The sequence below is a fragment of the Profundibacterium mesophilum KAUST100406-0324 genome (genome assembly GCF_009835145.1).
GTDB lineage: Bacteria > Pseudomonadota > Alphaproteobacteria > Rhodobacterales > Rhodobacteraceae > Profundibacterium > Profundibacterium mesophilum.
In genome coordinates this window covers 1-18,892 of the sequence record NZ_APKE01000032.1, presented here as the reverse complement: position 1 = coordinate 18,892, position 18,892 = coordinate 1, and the positions used below count along the sequence as shown (strand labels likewise).

At 65.6% G+C, this 18,892-nt stretch carries 28 protein-coding genes; all 28 read left to right on the top strand.

Annotated elements, in window-relative coordinates; all coding sequences use genetic code 11:
• Positions 1-327 (top strand): spike base protein, RCAP_Rcc01079 family, encoded by a 327-nt coding sequence (locus PMES_RS12860; RefSeq protein ID WP_159966134.1) that lies wholly within the window; start codon positions 1-3, stop codon positions 325-327.
• Entirely contained in the window at positions 327-1,463 is a 1,137-nt protein-coding gene (locus tag PMES_RS12855; RefSeq protein ID WP_159966133.1) for a DUF2213 domain-containing protein, read from the top strand. The genes PMES_RS12860 and PMES_RS12855 overlap by 1 nt, the downstream gene beginning before the upstream one ends.
• A complete protein-coding gene (locus tag PMES_RS12850) occupies positions 1,463-1,906 on the top strand; it encodes a structural cement protein Gp24 (RefSeq protein ID WP_159966132.1) in 444 nt (147 codons plus the stop codon). Before PMES_RS12855 ends, PMES_RS12850 begins: the two co-directional genes overlap by 1 nt.
• Positions 1,907-1,917: 11 nt before the next feature.
• Positions 1,918-2,838, top strand: coding sequence for a DUF2184 domain-containing protein (locus tag PMES_RS12845; protein WP_159966131.1), 921 nt, complete (start codon positions 1,918-1,920; stop codon positions 2,836-2,838).
• Between the two features lie 54 nt (positions 2,839-2,892).
• Positions 2,893-3,075 (top strand): hypothetical protein, encoded by a 183-nt coding sequence (locus PMES_RS12840; RefSeq protein WP_159966130.1) that lies wholly within the window; start codon positions 2,893-2,895, stop codon positions 3,073-3,075.
• On the top strand, positions 3,076-3,471 hold the full coding sequence (locus PMES_RS12835; RefSeq protein WP_159966129.1) for a hypothetical protein: 396 nt from the start codon (positions 3,076-3,078) through the stop codon (positions 3,469-3,471).
• Complete coding sequence (locus tag PMES_RS12830) at positions 3,468-3,854, top strand: hypothetical protein (RefSeq protein ID WP_159966128.1); 387 nt, start codon at positions 3,468-3,470, stop codon at positions 3,852-3,854. The genes PMES_RS12835 and PMES_RS12830 overlap by 4 nt, the downstream gene beginning before the upstream one ends.
• Entirely contained in the window at positions 3,847-4,860 is a 1,014-nt protein-coding gene (locus PMES_RS12825; RefSeq protein WP_159966127.1) for a phage minor head protein, read from the top strand. The genes PMES_RS12830 and PMES_RS12825 overlap by 8 nt, the downstream gene beginning before the upstream one ends.
• A gap of 57 nt (positions 4,861-4,917) precedes the next feature.
• Positions 4,918-5,562, top strand: coding sequence for a hypothetical protein (locus tag PMES_RS12820; RefSeq protein WP_159966126.1), 645 nt, complete (start codon positions 4,918-4,920; stop codon positions 5,560-5,562).
• Positions 5,559-5,933: a hypothetical protein gene (locus PMES_RS12815; protein ID WP_159966125.1), complete on the top strand. Its 375-nt coding sequence runs from the start codon at positions 5,559-5,561 to the stop codon at positions 5,931-5,933. The genes PMES_RS12820 and PMES_RS12815 overlap by 4 nt, the downstream gene beginning before the upstream one ends.
• A gap of 14 nt (positions 5,934-5,947) precedes the next feature.
• Positions 5,948-6,415, top strand: a complete 468-nt coding sequence (locus PMES_RS12810; RefSeq protein ID WP_159966124.1) for a hypothetical protein — start codon at positions 5,948-5,950, stop codon at positions 6,413-6,415.
• A 2-nt stretch (positions 6,416-6,417) separates the two neighbouring features.
• Positions 6,418-6,795, top strand: a complete 378-nt coding sequence (locus PMES_RS12805; RefSeq protein WP_159966123.1) for a hypothetical protein — start codon at positions 6,418-6,420, stop codon at positions 6,793-6,795.
• Positions 6,796-6,806: 11 nt separating this feature from the next.
• A complete protein-coding gene (locus PMES_RS12800; protein WP_159966122.1) occupies positions 6,807-7,178 on the top strand; it encodes a hypothetical protein in 372 nt (123 codons plus the stop codon).
• A complete protein-coding gene (locus tag PMES_RS12795) occupies positions 7,175-9,466 on the top strand; it encodes a hypothetical protein (protein ID WP_159966121.1) in 2,292 nt (763 codons plus the stop codon). The genes PMES_RS12800 and PMES_RS12795 overlap by 4 nt, the downstream gene beginning before the upstream one ends.
• A complete protein-coding gene (locus tag PMES_RS12790) occupies positions 9,463-10,149 on the top strand; it encodes a hypothetical protein (RefSeq protein WP_159966120.1) in 687 nt (228 codons plus the stop codon). The genes PMES_RS12795 and PMES_RS12790 overlap by 4 nt, the downstream gene beginning before the upstream one ends.
• Positions 10,146-10,730, top strand: a complete 585-nt coding sequence (locus PMES_RS12785; RefSeq protein WP_159966119.1) for a hypothetical protein — start codon at positions 10,146-10,148, stop codon at positions 10,728-10,730. The genes PMES_RS12790 and PMES_RS12785 overlap by 4 nt, the downstream gene beginning before the upstream one ends.
• Positions 10,727-11,134: a DUF6950 family protein gene (locus PMES_RS12780; protein ID WP_159966118.1), complete on the top strand. Its 408-nt coding sequence runs from the start codon at positions 10,727-10,729 to the stop codon at positions 11,132-11,134. The genes PMES_RS12785 and PMES_RS12780 overlap by 4 nt, the downstream gene beginning before the upstream one ends.
• A complete protein-coding gene (locus tag PMES_RS12775) occupies positions 11,127-13,220 on the top strand; it encodes a fibronectin type III domain-containing protein (RefSeq protein ID WP_159966117.1) in 2,094 nt (697 codons plus the stop codon). Before PMES_RS12780 ends, PMES_RS12775 begins: the two co-directional genes overlap by 8 nt.
• Before the next feature lie 41 nt (positions 13,221-13,261).
• On the top strand, positions 13,262-13,678 hold the full coding sequence (locus tag PMES_RS12770) for a hypothetical protein (RefSeq protein WP_159966116.1): 417 nt from the start codon (positions 13,262-13,264) through the stop codon (positions 13,676-13,678).
• 26 nt (positions 13,679-13,704) lie between these two features.
• Positions 13,705-15,375: an SGNH/GDSL hydrolase family protein gene (locus PMES_RS12765; protein WP_159966115.1), complete on the top strand. Its 1,671-nt coding sequence runs from the start codon at positions 13,705-13,707 to the stop codon at positions 15,373-15,375.
• Position 15,376: 1 nt separating this feature from the next.
• On the top strand, positions 15,377-15,820 hold the full coding sequence (locus PMES_RS12760; RefSeq protein ID WP_159966114.1) for a hypothetical protein: 444 nt from the start codon (positions 15,377-15,379) through the stop codon (positions 15,818-15,820).
• Positions 15,801-16,121: a hypothetical protein gene (locus PMES_RS12755; RefSeq protein ID WP_159966113.1), complete on the top strand. Its 321-nt coding sequence runs from the start codon at positions 15,801-15,803 to the stop codon at positions 16,119-16,121. The genes PMES_RS12760 and PMES_RS12755 overlap by 20 nt, the downstream gene beginning before the upstream one ends.
• Before the next feature lie 21 nt (positions 16,122-16,142).
• Positions 16,143-16,820, top strand: a complete 678-nt coding sequence (locus tag PMES_RS12750; protein ID WP_159966112.1) for a glycoside hydrolase family 108 protein — start codon at positions 16,143-16,145, stop codon at positions 16,818-16,820.
• Positions 16,820-17,023 (top strand): hypothetical protein, encoded by a 204-nt coding sequence (locus tag PMES_RS12745; protein WP_159966111.1) that lies wholly within the window; start codon positions 16,820-16,822, stop codon positions 17,021-17,023. Before PMES_RS12750 ends, PMES_RS12745 begins: the two co-directional genes overlap by 1 nt.
• Positions 17,020-17,232 (top strand): hypothetical protein, encoded by a 213-nt coding sequence (locus tag PMES_RS12740; protein WP_159966110.1) that lies wholly within the window; start codon positions 17,020-17,022, stop codon positions 17,230-17,232. The genes PMES_RS12745 and PMES_RS12740 overlap by 4 nt, the downstream gene beginning before the upstream one ends.
• A 202-nt stretch (positions 17,233-17,434) precedes the next feature.
• A complete protein-coding gene (locus PMES_RS12735; protein WP_159966109.1) occupies positions 17,435-17,722 on the top strand; it encodes a hypothetical protein in 288 nt (95 codons plus the stop codon).
• Between the two features lie 9 nt (positions 17,723-17,731).
• Complete coding sequence (locus PMES_RS12730) at positions 17,732-17,926, top strand: hypothetical protein (RefSeq protein WP_159966108.1); 195 nt, start codon at positions 17,732-17,734, stop codon at positions 17,924-17,926.
• A 6-nt stretch (positions 17,927-17,932) separates the two neighbouring features.
• Positions 17,933-18,892: hypothetical protein (locus PMES_RS12725; RefSeq protein ID WP_201289003.1), on the top strand; the 960-nt coding region annotated here is incomplete at its 3' end.

Sequence of the window (18,892 nt, the reverse complement as noted above, 5' to 3'; positions counted from 1 at the left end):
ATGCCTGATTTCCTGCCAAACATCGAGGGCGATCTTGGCCGATTTACCGAGAGTAAGCCGGTCCTCATCGTCAACCCTGACGGGACACTGTCGATCGGGAGCGGCCCGGCGCCAGACGGCTACCAAGTGACCCCAAGCGATACGGTTGATCTGCCTCAGCCAATCCGGGGCTTGCGCGTCGGCGCCGCCGGCGACGTGCGCTTTGTCAGTTTGACAGGGCAAGAGCGCGTTTTCCCCGCTGCACAGGTTGGCGAACGTATCGAGGTAGGCATGACCCGCATCCTCGCTACCGGCACGACGGCCGCCAACCTATTCGGGTTCGTGTAATGCGGATTCAGGACACAGCGACGATTACCGGGTTTCGTCGCACCCGCGACGGCTATCTGGAGGGCAACGCTCGCGTCGTGCGAACTGGCATCCAGCAATATGCGGGTGTCGAGCTGGACCGGCCCGATCTGCCTATCATCAACGTCTACCGCGATGCTTCGGTGGTCTTTGCGCACCGCGTATTGGACAGCTTTTCCAAGCTTCCGATCACCATGGATCACCCCGGCGATCTGGTGGATTCGACCAACTGGCGCGACCTCGCGATCGGCACGACGGGAGACGAGGTGCTGCGCGAGGGCGAATACCTCAAGATCGGCCTCAAGATCACCGACGAAGACGCAATCGCCGCCATCATCGACGGCAAGCGTGAACTCTCGGCAGGCTACCTCGCCAAGATCGAGATGCGCGACGGCATCGCGCCCGATGGCACCCCCTATCAGGCGGTGCAGACCGACATTCTGGCCAATCACCTTGCGGTTGTTGACCGCGGGAGGGCCGGCCCCCTTGCACGCATTGGAGACGATGCAGGCGGCGCGAGGTGGGGCGCTACACCCATCGTTACTGACCGAAAGGACTCGACCATGGCTGACGCCGTGAAAACTCGCTCGGTCCTGATCGACGGCCTTTCCGTCGAAACGACCGAGCAAGGCGCGCAGGCGCTAGAAAAGCTGACGAACGACAACAAGGCCAAGGACAAGGCGCTGGCCGATGCGCAGACCGCGCACGATGCCGAGATCGTGGCGCGCGACAAGGAGATTGCCACGCGCGATGCGGAGATCGAGCGGCTGACCAAGGCGCAGCTCGATGGTGCCGCGCTCGACGCCATGGTGCAGGCCCGCGGTGATCTGATCGCCAAAGCGCGCACCATTGCCAAGGATGCGGATTTCGCAGGCAAGTCCGACGCCGACATTCGTAAGGCCACCGTGGCGGCGGCGCTCGGCGATACCGTGATCGATGGCCGGAGTGACGCCTATATCGAGGCACGCTTCGACGTGCTCGCCGAAGATGCGGCCAAAGGCGATCCCATCGCTCAGGCCCTCTCGAAACCGATCCAGACCGCAGACGCTGGCGACTATGGGCAGGGCGCCTATGAGGCCCGCCTTTCTGACGCCTGGAAGAACAAGGGGGCGAACTGATGCCGATTGATTTCAGCTATAACGAGCGTCTGGAGGCCGGCTACCCCGGCGCCATCGTCAACACCGAGCCCAAAACGCTGATCTCGCGCACTGTCGAGACGGCGACCGGTATCGGCTTCGGTGTCCCGGTTTCGCAGGGCGCCAATGACAACGGCGTGACCACGACCGCTGGCAATACCGATGTGCTTGGCGTCACCGTCTGGGACCGCACCACGGACCCGGAGACACCGGACACCTTCGGCCAGTATCGCAGCGCCCGCATCATGACCAAGGGCGTCGTGTGGGTGAGGGCTGGTGAGGCTGTGGCCGCTGGCGATCCCGTCTGCGTGACGGCCGCAGATGGCACGTTCAAGAAAACCGCGACGGGTAACTTGACCGTCGCCAATGCGCGCTATGACAGCTCCGCCGCCATCGGTGAGCTGGTCAAGCTGCGCCTCGCGTAAGGACACCCCCGATGAACATGAGACATACCTTTGACGCGCAAGCCGCGCTCGGCTTTGTCGAGAGCCAGCGGTCGCATATCGAGAACGAGGTCAATGCGGAGCCGCTGCCGGATATTCAGTATCCGTTTCTGACGCCCGTTGATACCAGTGCGCACCCTTTCACCCAAACTGTCGAGTTTTACAGCTCCGAGCTGTTCGGCCGCGCAGGATGGGTCAACGGCAACTCCGACGACATTCCTCTCGCCGGCACCGCGCGGGCGAAGCACAAATCGGCCGTGTTCATGGCCGCGATCGGCTATGGGTTCGGCTACGAGGAGATCAATGTCGCTCAGATGATGGGCGCCAATCTGCAGACCGAAGACGCCATGGCGGCGCGTCGTGCCTATGAGGAGTTCGTGGATGATGTCGCCCTGCGCGGCGACACCGAGAAGGGCATGAGCGGCCTGATCAATCACCCCTCGGTCACGCAAGCTTCCGCGACCACTGGCAACTGGGCGACTGCGACCGAGGATCAAATCCTGAAAGACGTGAACGATGCCATCCTCGGCGTTGCCACCGGCACGAATTATACCGAGATGGCCGACACGCTCCTTCTGCCGTTCACGAAGCTCAGCCAGCTCGCAACGGTGTTCCGCCGCGATATGACGCTGATGCAGCTCCTGCAGCAGTCCAACTCCTATACCGCGATGACGGGCCGCCCGCTCAACATCCGCGGCGTGCGGGGGCTGGAGACGGCCGGTGCTGGCAGCACCAACCGCATGATCGCTTATCGCCGCGATATGGGCGTCCTCAAGCTGCACATCCCGATGCCGCACCGCTTCCTACCGGCCTATCAGGACGGCCCGCTCAACTGGGTGGTCCCCGGCGTGTTCCGCCTCGGCGGGCTCGACATTCGCCGCCCCAAAGCGGTGCGCTACGCGGACGGCATCTGATCTATCGGGGAGGGCGGAAACGCCCCCTCGCACATCACATGAAGGACACCCCAGATGAAGGTCACGAACAACACGGATCGCGCGATTGCCATCGGCGCGGTCACCCTTGCCGGCGGCGCGTCGATCGATCTTGAGGAAACTCAGGTATCCCCCGCGATGCGCCTGATCGAGAAGGGCGGCGCGGTGTCGATCGGCGAGGCCGAAGCGGCGGGCAAGAGCAAGGGCAAGGGCGCCTAAATGCTCTACAGCACGGTAGCTGCATGGCAGTCCTATGCCACGGCGCGCGGCAATCTCGCGCCGGCGGCTGCCACTGCGGATGATGCCGCCTCTGCGCTCCAGCGTGGGAGCGACCATATCCGCCTGCACTACATCGCCCGCGGCGTCCCGGCAGATGCCCCGGAGATCGCCGAAGCGGTGCATATCGCGGCGAGCATCGAGCTGGACGCACCGGGCGCGTTCTCGGTCACATACACGCCCGGACAGGACAAGATCCTAGTGCGCGTCGGCGACCTGCAATGGCACCCCGCGCGAAGCGGCTCCGGGGCGGTCGATAACGTGCCCGTCAGCCTGCACATCGAGGCCCTGTTGCGGCAGTATCTCGGCGGCACGGGCGTAGCGGTGTTTGTGGTATGAGCGGCGCGAAGATTGCGGCAGAGGTTACGGCGGGCATCCGGGCCGCATCTGCTGAGGTCGGCAATGGCAAGCCGCTGCGGATCACCATCCTTCGGGATGGGCCGCGCACTGGTCAGTATCCATTCACCGTTGGCCCTGACCAGTCTTTCGAGGCAAGCGCGGTGCAGACGGAACGCAGCACGCAGGATCGCGCAAGCAGCGCGATCCGGCTGGGTGACGTCAAGCTCTTGGTCGCCGCTGATGCTGAGGTCGAGCCGCAGACGGGAGACCGGGTAAGGGTCGCAGGCCGCGTCTATGGCGTTGAGAGCGTGAAAGCCTACGCCTCCGGCGGCGTGGTGCGCTACTACACCGTGCAAGCGCGCGAGGCGGGGCAGGATGCGTGACAGCTACACTCGCTTCATCGAGCAGCTTGAGCGGATCAGTGCCAAGATGGCGCGGGCCTTCGAGCGCGCCATGGCGGACGTCCTGAACGAAGTTCGCTTCTCAGACCTGATGGATGCGATCGAGCGCGGCGATATTGAGCAAGCGTTCCGGGTTCTGCGCATGGATCAAGCGGCATTCGCCCCGGTGCTGGATGAGCTGGAGGCGGCGTTTGTCGAGGGCGGGGAAACGGTCATCGACACCGCGCCAATCCGCACTGTCCGGGGCTTGGGCGTCCGGTTCGATGGCCGGCACGACCGGGCAATCGAGTGGATGCGAAACCGCGGTGCCCGTCTGGTCGATGAGATGGGGCAGCAGGCGCAGCGGGTTATCGCTGACACGGTCGCTGACGGGCTGGAGAGCAACCGCGGGGTCCGCACGGTCGCGCTGGACCTTGTCGGCACCAAGGGGGGCGGCAACAGTCGCAGGGGCGGCCTTCTGGGGCTGCACACCATCCAAGCCGGCGCGGTGCGCAACGCACGGCGGGAGCTGCGCGAGGGCAACTTTTCGGCATACCTGCGCCGGGAACGTCGCGACCGAAGCTTTGACAGGTCGATCGCCAAGGCCGCGCGAGAAGGGACGCAACTCGCAGCGTCCGATATCGACAAGCTCACACGGCGATATTCGGAGCGGCTGCTTAAGCTGAGAAGCGAGAACGTCGCGAGAACGGAGACGATCGGAGCGCTCAATGCAGGTCGCTACGAAGCGGCTGCGCAGATGGTTTATTCCGGGCGCCTGCCGGAAAGTGCCGTCTCTTTTGTGTGGCAGTCCACACCGAGCCGGCGCACCCGCGACACGCACCGCGCAATGAACGGGCAAAAGATCAGGTTTGGGGAGGCGTTCACATCGCCCTCTATGGCGCGGCTGCGCTTTCCGGGCGATGCCTCGCTAGGCGCGCCCGCGTCGGAGATCGTCAACTGCCGATGCGGTGCGCGAACCGAGGTTAACTGGCTGTCACTCGCGGTCTAACCCACGCTCACGCGCCTCGCGCCGGGCTCTTTTCATGGCTTGCTCATCTGCCCGTATTTGCTCGCGCTCATCCCTGAACGCGATCGTCGCCGCAATCTTCGCGAGGCAAAACGCGGCGCTCTGCAGGCAGTGTCTGCCGTATCTCGTCTCTGCCTCGCGCGTTTCGAGGTCGCGCGCGAACGTGACCAGCAGATCATAGATGGCGAGGTCGCTGAGCGTCTTGGACATTCGGCGAGCATACCCGAGGGGGATGAAATGGCACAGTCTTTTTCCGTGCAGATGCGCGGCTGGTCCGAAAAGGCCAAGCGCAATGCACGGCTTGTCGTTCTCGATGCGATCCAGACGACCGCGACGGACATGAGCCAGCGGCAAGCGAGCATCAAGGAAACCGGCACTTTCGAGGTCGGCAAGGTCCCTGTCGATACCGGCGAGCTGATCGCATCCCTTCGCGTCGATATCGACGGCAGCACCACGGCGCAGGGCACCAAGGCCGGTGCCGGCTCTACGCCGCCGGATTACAGCGCAGGGCTTGCGGGCTTCAAACTCGGAGACACAGTGAGCATCGCGTTCACGGCGCGGCACGCCCGGTTCATGGAATACGGCCACGGCGGCACGCCCGGTCGCTTCTTCGTTCGCGGCGCGGTGCAGAAATGGGCAAACAACGTCGCCGCATCCGCTGCGAAGCTGCGTGACGATCAATGAGCATCACGGACGGGCAAGAGGCCCTAATCCGCCACCTACTGACGATGCAGGGCGCCCCGAACATCGCGCTGCCCAATGATGGGGGCGCCGAGCTTCCTCGCTACGTGGTGCAGGCGTCCGGTGGCGCGCAACGCACCATCCTTGTGGATGGCACGACCGATGCGTTCCCCGAGATCGTCGTTTTGGTGGAGACGGCCAAAGGGCGCGGCGCAGGACAAAACAACGACTTCGTCAAGCTTCTCGTTGGGCACTTCGCACCAAACACCAAGTTCGAGGGCATCCAGATAATCGAAGCCCCATTCGCACGACCTCCCCTCACTGGGGAGGTCTATTCCGTTCCCGTCGTTATTCGCGGCAGGACATTTTTCTAAGGAAAGGCAGCACTATGGCGCCCAATATCCGCCCCACTGCGGGCACGAAAATGTATGTCTCGGCTGCCGTTCCCAGCACGCTCGACACCAACGCGACGACCGGCTACCCCTCGCTTACCTGGACCGAGGTAAAGGGCTTCTCGAACTTCGGCGAGATCGGCGACATGGACGAGGTCGGGAACTTCGACCTTATCGACGGTGGCCGCACCAAGTATCGCGCCATCACCGATCCCGGCGAGGTCGAGAACTCGGGTGCGGATTACCCGACCGATCCCGGCCAGATCATCCTCAAGGATGCCAAGTTCTCGCCCCGCGGCAGCACCGCCGAGAAAGTCAGCATTCGGATTGAGGACGAGGCGGGCATTGGCACCTATGCCGTGGTGCTGGTCAGCAAGTGGCGTCGGGTCTACGGCGGGGCTTCGGATATTCAGGTGCGGGCAATGACGCTGCCGATCATCGCCGGCACGATCGTGGAATACTGATCATGGATCTGAGCAGGTTTGACACGCGCGAGAAGTCCGAAGCCGGTGTGACGGTGCCTCTGGTCATCAACGATGAAATGGTGGTCGGTGACGATGGCGAGCCGGTCACGTTCACGATCAAGGGTGCCGCTGACGAGAAGGTGCAAGCGCACCTGATGGCGACCGGCCGCGACAAGCACGCCACCCCGAAGGAAGCACGCGAGGTCGATATGAAGCTCGCGCGGCTCGCCGTGGTGGGCTGGTCGGACAACTTCGCCGTCGAGGGCGATAAACTGAAGTTCTCGGCAGAGAACATCGAGCGGGTCTTTGCCAACCCCGTAGTGCGCCGCGCCGTTCTCGCACGGATTTTCAGTGAGCGCCTTTTTACGAAGGGTGCCTGAGCAGAGCCATTTTGAGCCTGCGCCAGTGGGCGTGGCTGAACTCGGCACCCTCGGAAATGGGCTGCAGCCGCCGCGAATGGCTGCAGCGATACGCCCCGGAGCGTGCCGACGCCTACGAGGTGGACGCTGGCCCGCTGCGATGGCTTGTGGACTTGATGCACGATGCCGGGCCGGTGATCCGCGAGCACACCATGGCAGGAACGCGGGTGCGCGGGCTGCGGTGGGTCGAGATTGCGGCATGGATCGAAGGGGCGGGGATGCAAGACCTGCGGCCCTTCTGGCGTCGGCAGGTCAAAGCCCTGTCAGCGCATTATGCCGAGCAGATCGAGGCATCGTCTGCGATCGAGTGTCAGCCGCCCTATCAGCCCGAGGATGACAAATGACTGATCTTGCCACCCTCGGTTTTGATGTGCAGACGGCCAGTCTGGTCAAGGGGGAGCGCGCCCTTGATAACCTCGCCAAGACCGGCGAGACAACAGAGCGCCGCCTCGGCACCGCGACCGATGGCATCCGCAAGGGCGCGCAGCGGGCCGGTGACGGGCTCGACAGCATGGCAAGCGAGGCCCGCCGGGCTTCGCAGCCTATTAGCGTTCTGGGCTCGGAGTCCCAGTCGGCTGCTCGGCGCGTGGAAGGCCTGGGCGATGTTTCCGCACGGTCGGGGGCGCAACTCCAGAACGCCAGTTATCAGGTCGGCGACTTCTTCACGCAGATCGCGGGCGGGCAGAGCGCCGTTCTGGCCCTCTCTCAGCAGCTCCCGCAGCTGCTTGTGGGCTTCGGCGCCCTTGGGGCGGGCCTCGGTGCGGTCGCCGCGATCGGTGGTGCCTTCTATCTGATGGCAGGAAGAAGCGGAGACGCGGTCGGGGATTTCAGCGAAAGCCTGTCGGATCTGTCTACGCAGCTCGACGCTTACCGCGACCTTGCCGAGAACGTGCAACTGCCGACAGATCAGCTCGCCGAAAAGTTCGGGGCGGGCGCCGAAGCCGTGCGCAAATTCTATGCCGAGATCGAGCGCATCAACCGCGGTGATTTGCTCGACAGTGCGTCCAAGCTGATCGGCAGCGTCGTGAGCAATAGTGGCGGCTACGATGGCTACGCGCAGGTGCAAGACCAATTCCCGCTTCGCAGCTCGCAATACGACGAACGGAAGCTGGCGCAAAAGCAAATCGGCCTAGAGCAAGACGCCCTAGCCGCACAGGGGATCGCAGCGCAGATTGAGGCGACCGAGCGGCTCTATCAAAATACGCTGGCCTTGGCTGAGCTGAGAGGTGATCGAAGCGAGGAGGAGGAAGCGTATATCCGCCAGCTTGCCGAGGTCATCATCCGGCTTAACGAGATCAGGACGGCAACGGATGGCGGCGCACAGGCCGAAGCGGCACGGGCCGAAGCCATCGCGCGTAGTGCGCAAGCCTACGGCCAATCCCGCGCACAGGCTGCAGAGGCCCAAGCCGCGGCACAGGATGAGCTTGCGAGCTTGCGGGCACAGGCCGACATGCAGGCCCTCATTGCCGAGTTCGGACGAGACAGTGTCGAGGTCACCACGGCTCGGGTGCAGGCAGAGCGGGACGCATACGCAGAGGCATTGGCGAGCCGGGATGTGTCGCAGGAGCTTAAAGACCAGCTCCTCGCGGCATGGGACGCGGCAAGCGGTGTCGCATCGGTTGATATGGCCGGCGGCATCACGCTTGCGGCGAATGAAGCGGCGCGCCTCGCGCAGAACATGGCTGCGGTGATTTCCGCCGCCGGCGCCGCCGCAGCGCCGATGGGGCCGGATCAAGCGCGGCTCGGCGTCATGGATGCGACAAGCCCGATGGCGACGGCGCCCGGCCGGGTCGAGGATGGACTTTACGGCGTAGTCATGCGGCGCACGTATCGCGCAGACCCCAAGCCGGCCGGCGCATCGCGGTCCCGGCGCAGCGGCGGGAGTTCCGGCGGCGGCCGAGGCGGAGGCGTCTCCGAAGAAGTCCGCGCGGCGCAGCGGGAGCAAACCGAGGGTATGCGCGAGGCGGAACGGTGGATTGATCGCACACGTACCGCTACCGAGCAATATAACGACGAGTTGCGCGAACTCGCTGATCTGAATGAAGCCGGGTATTTCGCCGCCGCACCGGAGGCATATTCGCGGGCTGTCCGCATGGTCGGCGATGAGTTGGAGCGGGCGCAGTTCGGAGAGTTCCAGCGTGGTATCGAGAGCATTTCGGAGGCCATCGGTCGCAACATCACCAGCCTTGAGGATATGGGCGATGCGGTCGCGAGCGTGCTGCAGCGCATGGCAGACGACATTATCACCAGCGGGATCAATGAGGCCATTTCCGGCCTGTTCAGCAAGGGTTCGGGCGGCATCGGTGGGTTCTTCTCAAACCTTCTGAGCTTCGACGGCGGCGGATATACCGGCAACGGGCCACGGGCCGGGGGGCTGGACGGCAAGGGCGGGTTCTTGGCCATGATGCACCCGCAAGAGGATGTGATTGATCGCACCGCCAACCGGGCCGGGCCGGGCGGCGCAAGTGGCTCCATCCGTGTCGAGGTCGCCCTGAATGACGGGATGCTGAACGCCCGGATCGACAACCGCGCCACCAACGTGGGCGCGTCCATCAGCAGCGCCACCGCAACCTCGCAGGCGCGCGCGTTTGGCGGGCAGGCGACCAGCTTCCAAAATCGGGGCACGAGTTGATGGAACGCCGGATTATCACCATCCCGCCGGGGCTTTTCGCCCCCACGCAGTTTGATTGGGACATCGACTGGCGCGCGCAATCGGCGGGGGAAACCGGCGACGGCGTGACGCGCACGGTGTTCAACGCCTTTCCCCGGTGGATCGGATCGCCATCGGTGGTGCTGGTGCATAGCCAGATTGCCGCATGGCGGGCCATCCGGGCGCAGGCACAGGGCGCAGTGGGCGTCTACCGCGTGCCCATGAGCGATCCGATCACCTACAGCCCGCGCGGGGCGGCGCCGGAGGGGTGGATTGACGATGGCGTGCCGCTCGCCAACGGGCAGCGGCTCGCCACCGGCGAGGGCACGAGCTATGAGCCTTTTGTGCGCGCCAAACGCGCCGAGGCGGCGGGGGCAGAGGTGATCCGCATCGACACCGGCGGGCAGTCCGTGCCGGTGCCGGGGCAGATCATGAGCCACGACGATTGGCCCTTTGTCCTGACCTCCGCAACCCGGCTTTCGGGCACGATCTACGAGTGTCAGGTGCAAATGCCACTGCGCCGCGCCCTGCCGCTTGGGGCTCGGATCGACCTGCGCGCGCGCGGGCTATTCGAAATCGCGTCGGACGGCACCGGGAACCCCGCCTACGGCGCGTCTCGGGTATCGAGCATCACGGTCGAGTTTCGCGAGTGGCTCAACCGATGAGCCTGCCACCGACATGGACAGGCCGGGAGGATGTGGCCGGGCTTCTGAGCCTCGTGGAGATCGACACGACCAGCGGCACGGTGCGCCTTATCGCTGGGCAGGACGGCATTTTTACCGATGTACAAGGCCGGGTCTGGTATGGGTCAACACTGCTGACTGTTCCGAAGATGCAGAGCGCGATCAACGGCATCGCGCCGGCCGGGGAGATCGCCCTGAGCTTTATCCAAGACCCGAGCCAGCCTGACCTGATCGACCAGCTCCGAGCGCTTGGGCTGGAGCATATCGACGGGCAGGGCGTGCGCTTTTTCATGCAGCCGCTCGGCAGCGTGGCGGAGTTCTCGGCGCCGGTCTATCCGCCGCACCAATACGCCAAGCGGATCGCGCGGCGGCTGACTTTCTCGCAGAGCGGCGCGCGCGAGCGGCGGGCGTCCGTGGGCTTTGAATCCTGGGCGGCGGCCCGCGCCAATGCGCGGCGGGTCGTGATGAATACCGAAGGTCACGCGCAGCTTCTGGGGGCGCCGAACCCGAGCCTGGAGCACGCCCCGACGACCGATTATGAGGAGGAGAAATTGCACGGATGACCCCTCTTTTCGCGCATGTGAATAGCTGGATCAGCACGCCCTTTGACTGGCATTCGGCCAATTGCTGGTTTGTGATCGGCGATTGGATCAACGAGGTTCGGGGTGTCGATCCGTTCGGCGGCGACCGCTGGACCTTCTCGACCATGGGGGAGTGCCAGCGGGAAACCCGGTATTTCACGGACCCTCTGGGGGCCATTGCGCCGCGCATGGAGGCGGCCGGCCTGCGCCGGGGCAACGAGCTGCGCGCCGGGGATGCGGGCATGATCCGGGTGTGCGGCGAGCGGATGCCCACGGGGGCGCTGTGGCTGGGCGATTGCTGGGCTTGCAAGGGGCCGCAGGGGGCGACCACGATAAAGCCGGAAGCCGCCGACGTGCTGGCCTTCTGGAGCGTCTGCGATGCGTAAGGGCTGGGTCCTTGCGGCACTGCTGAGCACGACGGCGCTGGCCCCCACGCGCGCCGATGCGCTGCCGGTTGTCGGCTTCTTGCAAGGCTTCGTGGCCTCCGTCGCGGGCTCCACATTCCTGGGCGGCGCGGTGGGCGCTGCCGGCTTCGGGGCGGGTGCCGCGTTCGGCGCAACGGCGCTCGGCTCCATCGCGGGCAAGGTGCTGATCAGCGTTGGCCTGTCTTTTCTCAGCCAAGCCTTGCAGGGCAAGCCGTCGATCCCGTCGCCCTCCGATCGGATGGTCAATTTCGCGCAGCCGATCAGCTATGCGGAGACGGTCTACGGCCGGGCGCGCAAGGGCGGGCCGCTCGGCTTCACGGCATTTGCGAATAACCGCCGCTACTATGTGCCGATCCTCGCGGCGCACCCGATCAAGTCCATCCTGACGCACTATCTCGACGAGCGGGTTGTCGAGATCGACGCGGGCGGCAGCGTGACGACCGCGCCCATGGCGGGCTATTACGATATCCGCCCGTTCACGGGCGCGGCGGGGCAGGCGGCGGATGCCGAGCTGATGAGCGCGTTCCCGGAGATCACCGCGGCGCATGACTTCGCGCGGCTGTCGGGGGCCTATGTCTCGGCCAAGCGCCCCCCGGCGGAGGCGTTCTCGGAGGTCTACCCCACGGGCCGGCAGGCGAGCTATACGCCGGTCATCGAGGGGCATAACGCGATCTACGATCCGCGCACCGACACGTCGGGCTACACGCGCAACGCCGCCCTGATCCTCGCGCATTGGCTCGTCGAGGGGCTGGGGCAGGACGTGGATTGGCAGGAGATCGCCGCAGAGGCCGACGAGTGCGACAAGGCCGTCAGCATCCGGGGCGGGGGCACGCAGCCCAAGTGGCGCATCGACGGCGTGCTGTCGGATGACCAGGACTACGAGCAGCAGCGCGCGCTGCTGGCCATCGCCTGTGACGCATGGATGTATGAGCGGGCGGACGGCAAGGTTGGGGTGCGCGTTGGCCGCTATGTCGAGCCTAGCATCACGCTGACGGGCGCGGATTTCTACGGCGCGGAGATTTCGCAAGGCTCCGTGCCGGGCGTCCCTACCGAGGTCGCCGGGCTTTATGTCGAGCCTGAGAACGCATGGCGCGAGGCGGCCAGCGCGCCCTTTGTCGCCGATGCGGCCGCAAAGCCCCTGCGCGAGGAACCTAAGCTCACGATGGTCGCGAGCCACAATCAGGCGTGGCGGATCAACAGGCGCATCGCCCGGACCAAGCGCCCGCAATACCAGATCAGCGGCACGCTGGGGCTGATCGGCTATCATCTGCAAGGCGTGCGCTTTATCCGCGTCCAGCATCTCGGGATAGACGAGGTGTTCGAGGTCGGGGAGCTGTGGCGCAATGACGGGGGGCTGACCTTCGACCTCGTGGCCAACTCGGTGACCGCCGACGATTTCGCGGACCAGCTCGGCGGTGTGGAGCCGGAGCGGCCTGTCAGCGGCAAGCCGGTGCAGAGCTACGACGATATTGCGCCGCTGCAAAATGTCAGCGCGGTTGCCACCTCCGGCACGGCCGTCAACGTCACATGGACGCCGGCCCCGGCCCCCTTGCACCAGCAGGTGAGATACCGACCGCAGGGGCAGACCGAGTGGCTGGTCGATACGCTTTCGCCGGGACAGTCCCGACACCGGATCGCGGGGCTTGAGGATGGCCGGAACTACGAAATTCAGGCGCGCAACCGCACCGCTGCCGGGCGCGGCGGCGAGTGGCTGCCCACGGGCACGATCACCGTGCGCGTCGTCAACAACACGACGCCGCCGGATGACTTGATCAATTTCACGGTCACGGGCGGGGCCGGGTCCGCAATTATCGACTTTGACACGCCGAATGACGCAAATTACGCCGCAACCCGTATCTATCGCAATACATCGGCAACATTCGCAGGCGCCGTGCTGATCGCCACCATCTACGGCGCCCCGAACGCGAGCGACGGGCACACCGATAGCGGCCTCGCGCCGGGCACCTACAGCTATTTCGGTCAGCCCATCAACGGCTCCGGTGTGCATGGCACGCGGGTTGGCCCCTCTACAGTGACGGTGAGCTGATGAGATCGAGACCGGGTAATCGTGACGGGCAGCGCATCACAATGGGCGATGTCGTCCGCGTATGGCAGCGCGACATGATGACCGGCCGCGAGACGGCGCGTGATATCTCGATCGGCGAGCTGTCGGATGTCGTCTCCGAGATCGCCCGCGCCCGCGCTGTCGAGGAGACCCGCGAGCGCATTATCCGCACGCATCTCGGCGATTACGAGGTGCGCGTAGAAGCCCTGGTCGCGCTGTCGCTGGGGGTCCGCAACTATCTTCTGGACGTGCCGGGTCTGGACCGGGGCGCGGATGTCGCGGTGCGCCCGCACGCGCCCCTGCCAAATGGCTACCTGATCGGCACACCCTGCGCCGTCGCTGACGGCAAGCTCTCCATCCCCGTCGTCAATCCGGCGCTCACCATCGGCGGCGGCATCCGATTCACGGTCGCGGTCACGATCGACGCGCCCGCGGGCTGACATACCCAAAAACTAGCGAGGCCAGTATGGTAGCGAAAACCGTTGTTGCGGTGGTCGAGGGGAATCCTATCTCCCGCGATCACCAGATCATCCCGCGCGAGCTGCGCTTGCTGCTGGAGGAGATCCAGAGCCAAGCGCTTTCGACCGGGCCGGCATTTTACCAGGACACGCTTGCCGGGCTCAACGCGCTGCCGGTGCCGGATATCGGCTCCACCGGCTTCGTGTTGGGGGATGGGACGAATAACGGCGTTTACCGGCGCGGCGCGTCCGCGTGGAACAAGACCGCGAACCTGCCATCCGGCTTTGTCGATGCGTTTTCCGCGCTGACTACGGCGCAGGCGGCCGAAGCCACCGCCGATGACCTTGCGGCCCGAGCGATCCAGCGGCAAGGCGCGATCCCCGCGAATAGCAATGTCGCAGCCGTCACCGCGCCGGGTGTGCACCTTGGCAAGGCCTCGCAGGGTTACACCGGGCTTCCGGCTGGCTTCGACCCGTCAGAGGCTTTCCATCTTTTCGTCAGCAGCCCCGGCGGTGATGCCGGCGGCACGGGCACCGCGCGCTTTGTGCACCAGCGCATCGAGGTGCTGACCGCCACCGGCAACCGGCGCCGCGCCTGGACGCGGGTGAATGACAGCACCGCGACGGGCGTGACCACGGGCGTAGGCGCATGGCTCGATGTGCTGGGTGAGATCGGCGCCGCTGACCTCTCTCCAGTTTACAACTGGCAAGGCAGCATCGGCGGGGGCGACCTGAACGCGCTCGTGGAAACCGGGCTCTACAACGTCACGACGGCGATGATCAACGCCCCGGCCGGCGCGATGGTGGGCGCGCTGGTCGAGGTCGCAAGCCATAGCTCTTACGTGCGACAGACCTACCACGCGCTTGATGACCCTAGCGACGGCTGGTCCCGGATCATCCGTCCCGGCGCAGGCATCTACTACGATTGGCAGCGCCTCGCCACTCTGCCTCTCGCCGGGAAGAAGATCGTCATCCTCGGCGACAGCATCACCGAGCGCGGCGCATGGCCGGCGCAGGTGGGCGATCTGACGGGCGCCGAGGTGGTCAATGTGGGCATGGGCGGAACCCGGATGGCCCTGCATGACAATTCGCTGCAGGAATACTACGACCCCATGTCGATGCACGCCATCGCCGGCTACATCCAGACGGGCAACTTCCAGCCGCTGATCGACGCGGCGAACGCGCTGTTTACCTTCAACGGCGATGACAACCGGCCTCAAGCGGCGGCCCTCGCCGCGATGAACTGGAACACGGTTGACTTGATCGTCAGCGCGCATGGCACCAACGATTTCAGCGGCTCGCGCCCGCTCGGCGCGGCCACCAGCACGGGCAATGCGACATTCCGGGGTGCGATCAACGACATCGTGACGCGCATCCTCGGCACCTATCCGCGCCTGCAGCTCGTCTTTGCGACCCCGATCTACCGCGCGCGGGACGGGGGGTCCGACACCGACACCAACCTGAACGGGGACAAGCTCACGGCATTCGCCGATGCGGTGTTGGAGCGCGCCCATGCGCGCCGCGTCGAGGTCGTCGATCTGCATTATACGAGCGGCATCAACGCCGAGACGGCGCCCACGCTGCTTGAGCCGCTGCCCGATGGCGTCCACCCGCTGCCGGCCGGTGACGAGCGGATCGCCTCGCGCCTCGCGGCGGCCCTGAAAGCTCGGTTCGCGTAAGATGAGGACCAGCAGGATTGAGCGGCTGCTCGACATCGTGCACGGTCGCGGCCGGGCCGCCGAATGGATCACCAGCGCGGTGCTCGCGGTGATCGGCATCACCTTGCTAATGCCCGGTGAAACAATGGGCGTATCTTCGAGCTACGCGGGTTTCCGCTCTCTTGGCGTGTCGGATGGCGTGCTTGGGGTGGCGGTGCTGGTAGTGGGGGCCGTGCGTCTCACGGCCCTTTATATCAACGGATCATGGCGGCGCACTCCGCTTCTGCGCGCGGTTGGCGCCGTCTGCGGCCTCGTCATCTTCACGATGCTCCTTTCCGCTTTCCTGTTCCCGTTCTTCTATGGCCACGCCCCGGCGCTCAACACCGGCACGACATACCTGATCCTTGCCATCGCCGATCTCTTTTCTTGCTACAGGACAGGTGCCGATGTTGGACGGAATCAATAACGAGACGCTAATTCTGGTCGGCTCTCTCGTGGGTTCTGTCATCGGCGGCGTCTATCTCGCGATCAAGGGCGCGAGGTCTGCGCCCCCGATGCCTTCGGCAAAGGACAAGGAGCAGATAAATGAGGGCCTGTTCGACGTGCAAGGCGGCCTGCGCCAGCTCCGCCAAGAGCTGCGCATCGAGGCCAAGGAGGCCCGCAAGGTGACGATCACCGAGCACCGCGAGACGCGGCTCGCGATCGACGGGCTGCGCGAGGTCATCAACAGGATGCGCGACGAATCGCGGGACCGCGACGACCAGTAACCCCCAACGATGGAGATCCCCATGCTTGGCAATTTCGAGCGCGTGCACCCGTGGGTGCTCGCCTACGAGGGTGGCTATGTCGATCACCCCAAAGACCCCGGCGGCGCCACGAATGAGGGCATCACGCAAGCCACCTATGACGCCTATCGCCGCCGCGCCGGGCTGCCGAAGCTCGCGGTGCGGCACCTGACACCGGCAGAGCGCGATACGATCTACCGCACGCAATACTGGGACACGGTGCGGTGTGACGATCTGCCGGCCGGCGTGGATTTCGCGGTCTATGACTTCGCCGTCAACTCGGGTCCGGCGCGGGCCGCGCGATACCTGCAGCAGGCCGCCGGGCTGCAGGGCCGCGAGGTGGATGGCATCGTCGGTCTGCGCACGCTCGCCGCGGTCGCCGCGGTCGATCCCGTCACGCTGATCGGAGACATTTGCGGAGCGCGGATGCGGTTTCTGCGCCGGCTCTCCACTTGGGGCACCTTCGGGCGGGGCTGGTCGCGCCGAGTGGTGGGGCAATGGGAGGGGGTGCAGGCGAGCGACAGCGGCACGCTCGACCGCGCCACGATGCTTGCGCGCTCCGTCGAGACGATCCCCGCGCCGACAATCACCGATGACGGCGCCGGGGCAAAAACGGATGGCCGCACGAGCATCTTCGCCGCGATCTTTTCGGCCCTCGCCAAGATCTTCGGGAGACGCTGATGGAGTATATCAAACCGCGCTCGCTCACGTTCTGGGCGGGCACATTTTCCGTGCTGGCGGGCCTCGTCATCGGGCTGCACGAGGCGCGCCCGATCGGCTGGCCCGGCGAGCTTCTGGGCATCTGGACCGGCGGGGTTGGCTCTTACGTGCTCATCACCAACGGGCTCGGGCTCATCGGCATCCGCCGGGCGCTTGGCCGATGATCCGGGTCTACATCGCCGCCGGTGCCTCCCTCGCGCTCGTGCTGGCCTTTCTCGGCTATGGCTGGTGGTCGCGCGCCGCAGAGCGCGATGCCGAGGCCCTGCGCCGCTTGGAGCGATACCAGCAGACACGCGAGAGGATCGACAATGCGACAAGCCCTGATCTTGACGGCGCTGCTATTCGCGAGCGCCTGCGCGAGCTTGCCCGATAGCGCGGCGATCTGCGACGGCACCGCACAGTCCCGCCGCGCCCACGCGGGCGCCCTGCTTGCCGATGGCGGGCCGCTATCCCGGCGCACGGGTGAGGCCGTCCTTTCAGGCATCGCCGCCGCCTGCGCCCCCTGATACCGCACCGGGCGGCCCTGGCCGCTACTGCCCGGTGCGGCACCCCATGCGCGGCCTCACGAGGCTGATATGCGCCATATTCTCGCCGCCTTCATGATTGCCCTGCCGATCGCCGCCGGTGCCGCGCCGCAAAATTGCGGACCCCGCGACAAGGTGACCGCCCATCTCGAAGCCAAGATCGGCGAGCGCCGGCGCGGCATCGGTATGCACGCCAACGCCCGGCAGGTGATCGAGATCTACGCCAGCGCCGCCGGGACATGGACGATCACCGCAACCGCGATGGATGGCACGACCTGCATCGTCGCCGCCGGCAGCGGTTATGACGATCTGTCCGGCGACCTGCCGCCCAACCTATAGGAGCCCGCCATGCGCCTTGGCCTGTCCCTCGGACTGACCATCATCCGGCTACCCTTTGGCTTGCCGCCCGTCGCCCTCTGGGCCGCCACCATCGGGGATGACGGCACGATGCGTCTCGACCGGACGCCCCCCGTCGCCGGCAGCCCGTGGGCGGCCACGGCCAACGACGACGGCACGATCACCATCACCGCACGCCCGGAGTAAAGCCCCATGCCCACTATTATTGCCCGTCTGCCGCCCGCCGATGTGGGGACGGACGGACTGCCCACGACCCTCGCCAACGCCGTCATCGTCAATCCGGCGTCCGTCGCGGGCCTCACCGACGGACAGCAGGTCCGGTTTGTAGCGATCGGCGAGGCGAGCCCGGTTTTCACGGCCGTCGTCGCGTCAGGCGCATATGGCGGCACCGGCGGCACCGTCACCGTCACCGCAGAGGACGCAACCACGGTCACCTTGCAGACCAGCGGCTATGCGGCGCCGGGCCACAATGGCACGTTCACGTTGCAAAAAGCGGATGTCGAGACCGGCTTGCCGATCTTCCTGGTCGATCCCATTTCGAGCAACGTGGGCAGCGACTACACGGCAACGCCGGGCCTCGTGCTTGCGCCGTCCAACGATCCGCCCGAGATCACCCGGCAATGGTTCGGGGGCACCGATACCGTCGCGCGGGCGTCGGGCACGACATACACCCTGCCGGCCGCCGACGATGGGCTGGAGCTGCGCTATGTCGAGATCGCGGCCAATGTGGCGGGTGCGACAGAGCGGGGTATCGTGGCGCAGCAGGAAGTTGTCGCGGCGGTTCAGCCTGCGGTCACGCTCGCCGCTGGGACAATCCTCAAAAAGGCCTGGCCTTACGCGAGCTCGACCAATTGGCTGTATCACGCGAATATCAGCTTGCCGCAGCTTCCGACGTCCAACGCCAGCTTTATCGACCTGTTCAATGGCGATTTCCGCGTCATCTACATGACCAACGGCAGCGTCAGCGTGCAGCGTCTCGCGCGCACGTCTGGCAACATCTTCAACATCGACCTCGCGCCGCCGGGGGCATTCGCGGCCGGCGATCGCGTGTCGATGCTCTTTGAGCTGGACACAGGCACCGCCAACGCCGCGCGGGCGGCCTACAAGCGCAACGATGCGCCGTGGGTGATGAGCTTCGACGGCGCCATCCCC

Excerpts from the sequence above, each read along its gene's own strand:
- PMES_RS12860 (WP_159966134.1), top strand. The coding sequence starts at position 1 with ATGCCTGATTTCCTGCCAAACATCGAGGGCGATCTTGGCCGATTTACC.
- PMES_RS12855 (WP_159966133.1), top strand. The coding sequence starts at position 327 with ATGCGGATTCAGGACACAGCGACGATTACCGGGTTTCGTCGCACCCGC.
- PMES_RS12850 (WP_159966132.1), top strand. The coding sequence starts at position 1,463 with ATGCCGATTGATTTCAGCTATAACGAGCGTCTGGAGGCCGGCTACCCC.
- PMES_RS12845 (WP_159966131.1), top strand. The coding sequence starts at position 1,918 with ATGAACATGAGACATACCTTTGACGCGCAAGCCGCGCTCGGCTTTGTC.
- PMES_RS12840 (WP_159966130.1), top strand. The coding sequence starts at position 2,893 with ATGAAGGTCACGAACAACACGGATCGCGCGATTGCCATCGGCGCGGTC.
- PMES_RS12835 (WP_159966129.1), top strand. The coding sequence starts at position 3,076 with ATGCTCTACAGCACGGTAGCTGCATGGCAGTCCTATGCCACGGCGCGC.
- PMES_RS12830 (WP_159966128.1), top strand. The coding sequence starts at position 3,468 with ATGAGCGGCGCGAAGATTGCGGCAGAGGTTACGGCGGGCATCCGGGCC.
- PMES_RS12825 (WP_159966127.1), top strand. The coding sequence starts at position 3,847 with ATGCGTGACAGCTACACTCGCTTCATCGAGCAGCTTGAGCGGATCAGT.
- PMES_RS12815 (WP_159966125.1), top strand. The coding sequence starts at position 5,559 with ATGAGCATCACGGACGGGCAAGAGGCCCTAATCCGCCACCTACTGACG.
- PMES_RS12810 (WP_159966124.1), top strand. The coding sequence starts at position 5,948 with ATGGCGCCCAATATCCGCCCCACTGCGGGCACGAAAATGTATGTCTCG.
- PMES_RS12805 (WP_159966123.1), top strand. The coding sequence starts at position 6,418 with ATGGATCTGAGCAGGTTTGACACGCGCGAGAAGTCCGAAGCCGGTGTG.
- PMES_RS12795 (WP_159966121.1), top strand. The coding sequence starts at position 7,175 with ATGACTGATCTTGCCACCCTCGGTTTTGATGTGCAGACGGCCAGTCTG.
- PMES_RS12785 (WP_159966119.1), top strand. The coding sequence starts at position 10,146 with ATGAGCCTGCCACCGACATGGACAGGCCGGGAGGATGTGGCCGGGCTT.
- PMES_RS12780 (WP_159966118.1), top strand. The coding sequence starts at position 10,727 with ATGACCCCTCTTTTCGCGCATGTGAATAGCTGGATCAGCACGCCCTTT.
- PMES_RS12775 (WP_159966117.1), top strand. The coding sequence starts at position 11,127 with ATGCGTAAGGGCTGGGTCCTTGCGGCACTGCTGAGCACGACGGCGCTG.
- PMES_RS12770 (WP_159966116.1), top strand. The coding sequence starts at position 13,262 with ATGGGCGATGTCGTCCGCGTATGGCAGCGCGACATGATGACCGGCCGC.
- PMES_RS12765 (WP_159966115.1), top strand. The coding sequence starts at position 13,705 with ATGGTAGCGAAAACCGTTGTTGCGGTGGTCGAGGGGAATCCTATCTCC.
- PMES_RS12760 (WP_159966114.1), top strand. The coding sequence starts at position 15,377 with ATGAGGACCAGCAGGATTGAGCGGCTGCTCGACATCGTGCACGGTCGC.
- PMES_RS12755 (WP_159966113.1), top strand. The coding sequence starts at position 15,801 with ATGTTGGACGGAATCAATAACGAGACGCTAATTCTGGTCGGCTCTCTC.
- PMES_RS12750 (WP_159966112.1), top strand. The coding sequence starts at position 16,143 with ATGCTTGGCAATTTCGAGCGCGTGCACCCGTGGGTGCTCGCCTACGAG.
- PMES_RS12745 (WP_159966111.1), top strand. The coding sequence starts at position 16,820 with ATGGAGTATATCAAACCGCGCTCGCTCACGTTCTGGGCGGGCACATTT.
- PMES_RS12740 (WP_159966110.1), top strand. The coding sequence starts at position 17,020 with ATGATCCGGGTCTACATCGCCGCCGGTGCCTCCCTCGCGCTCGTGCTG.
- PMES_RS12735 (WP_159966109.1), top strand. The coding sequence starts at position 17,435 with ATGCGCCATATTCTCGCCGCCTTCATGATTGCCCTGCCGATCGCCGCC.
- PMES_RS12730 (WP_159966108.1), top strand. The coding sequence starts at position 17,732 with ATGCGCCTTGGCCTGTCCCTCGGACTGACCATCATCCGGCTACCCTTT.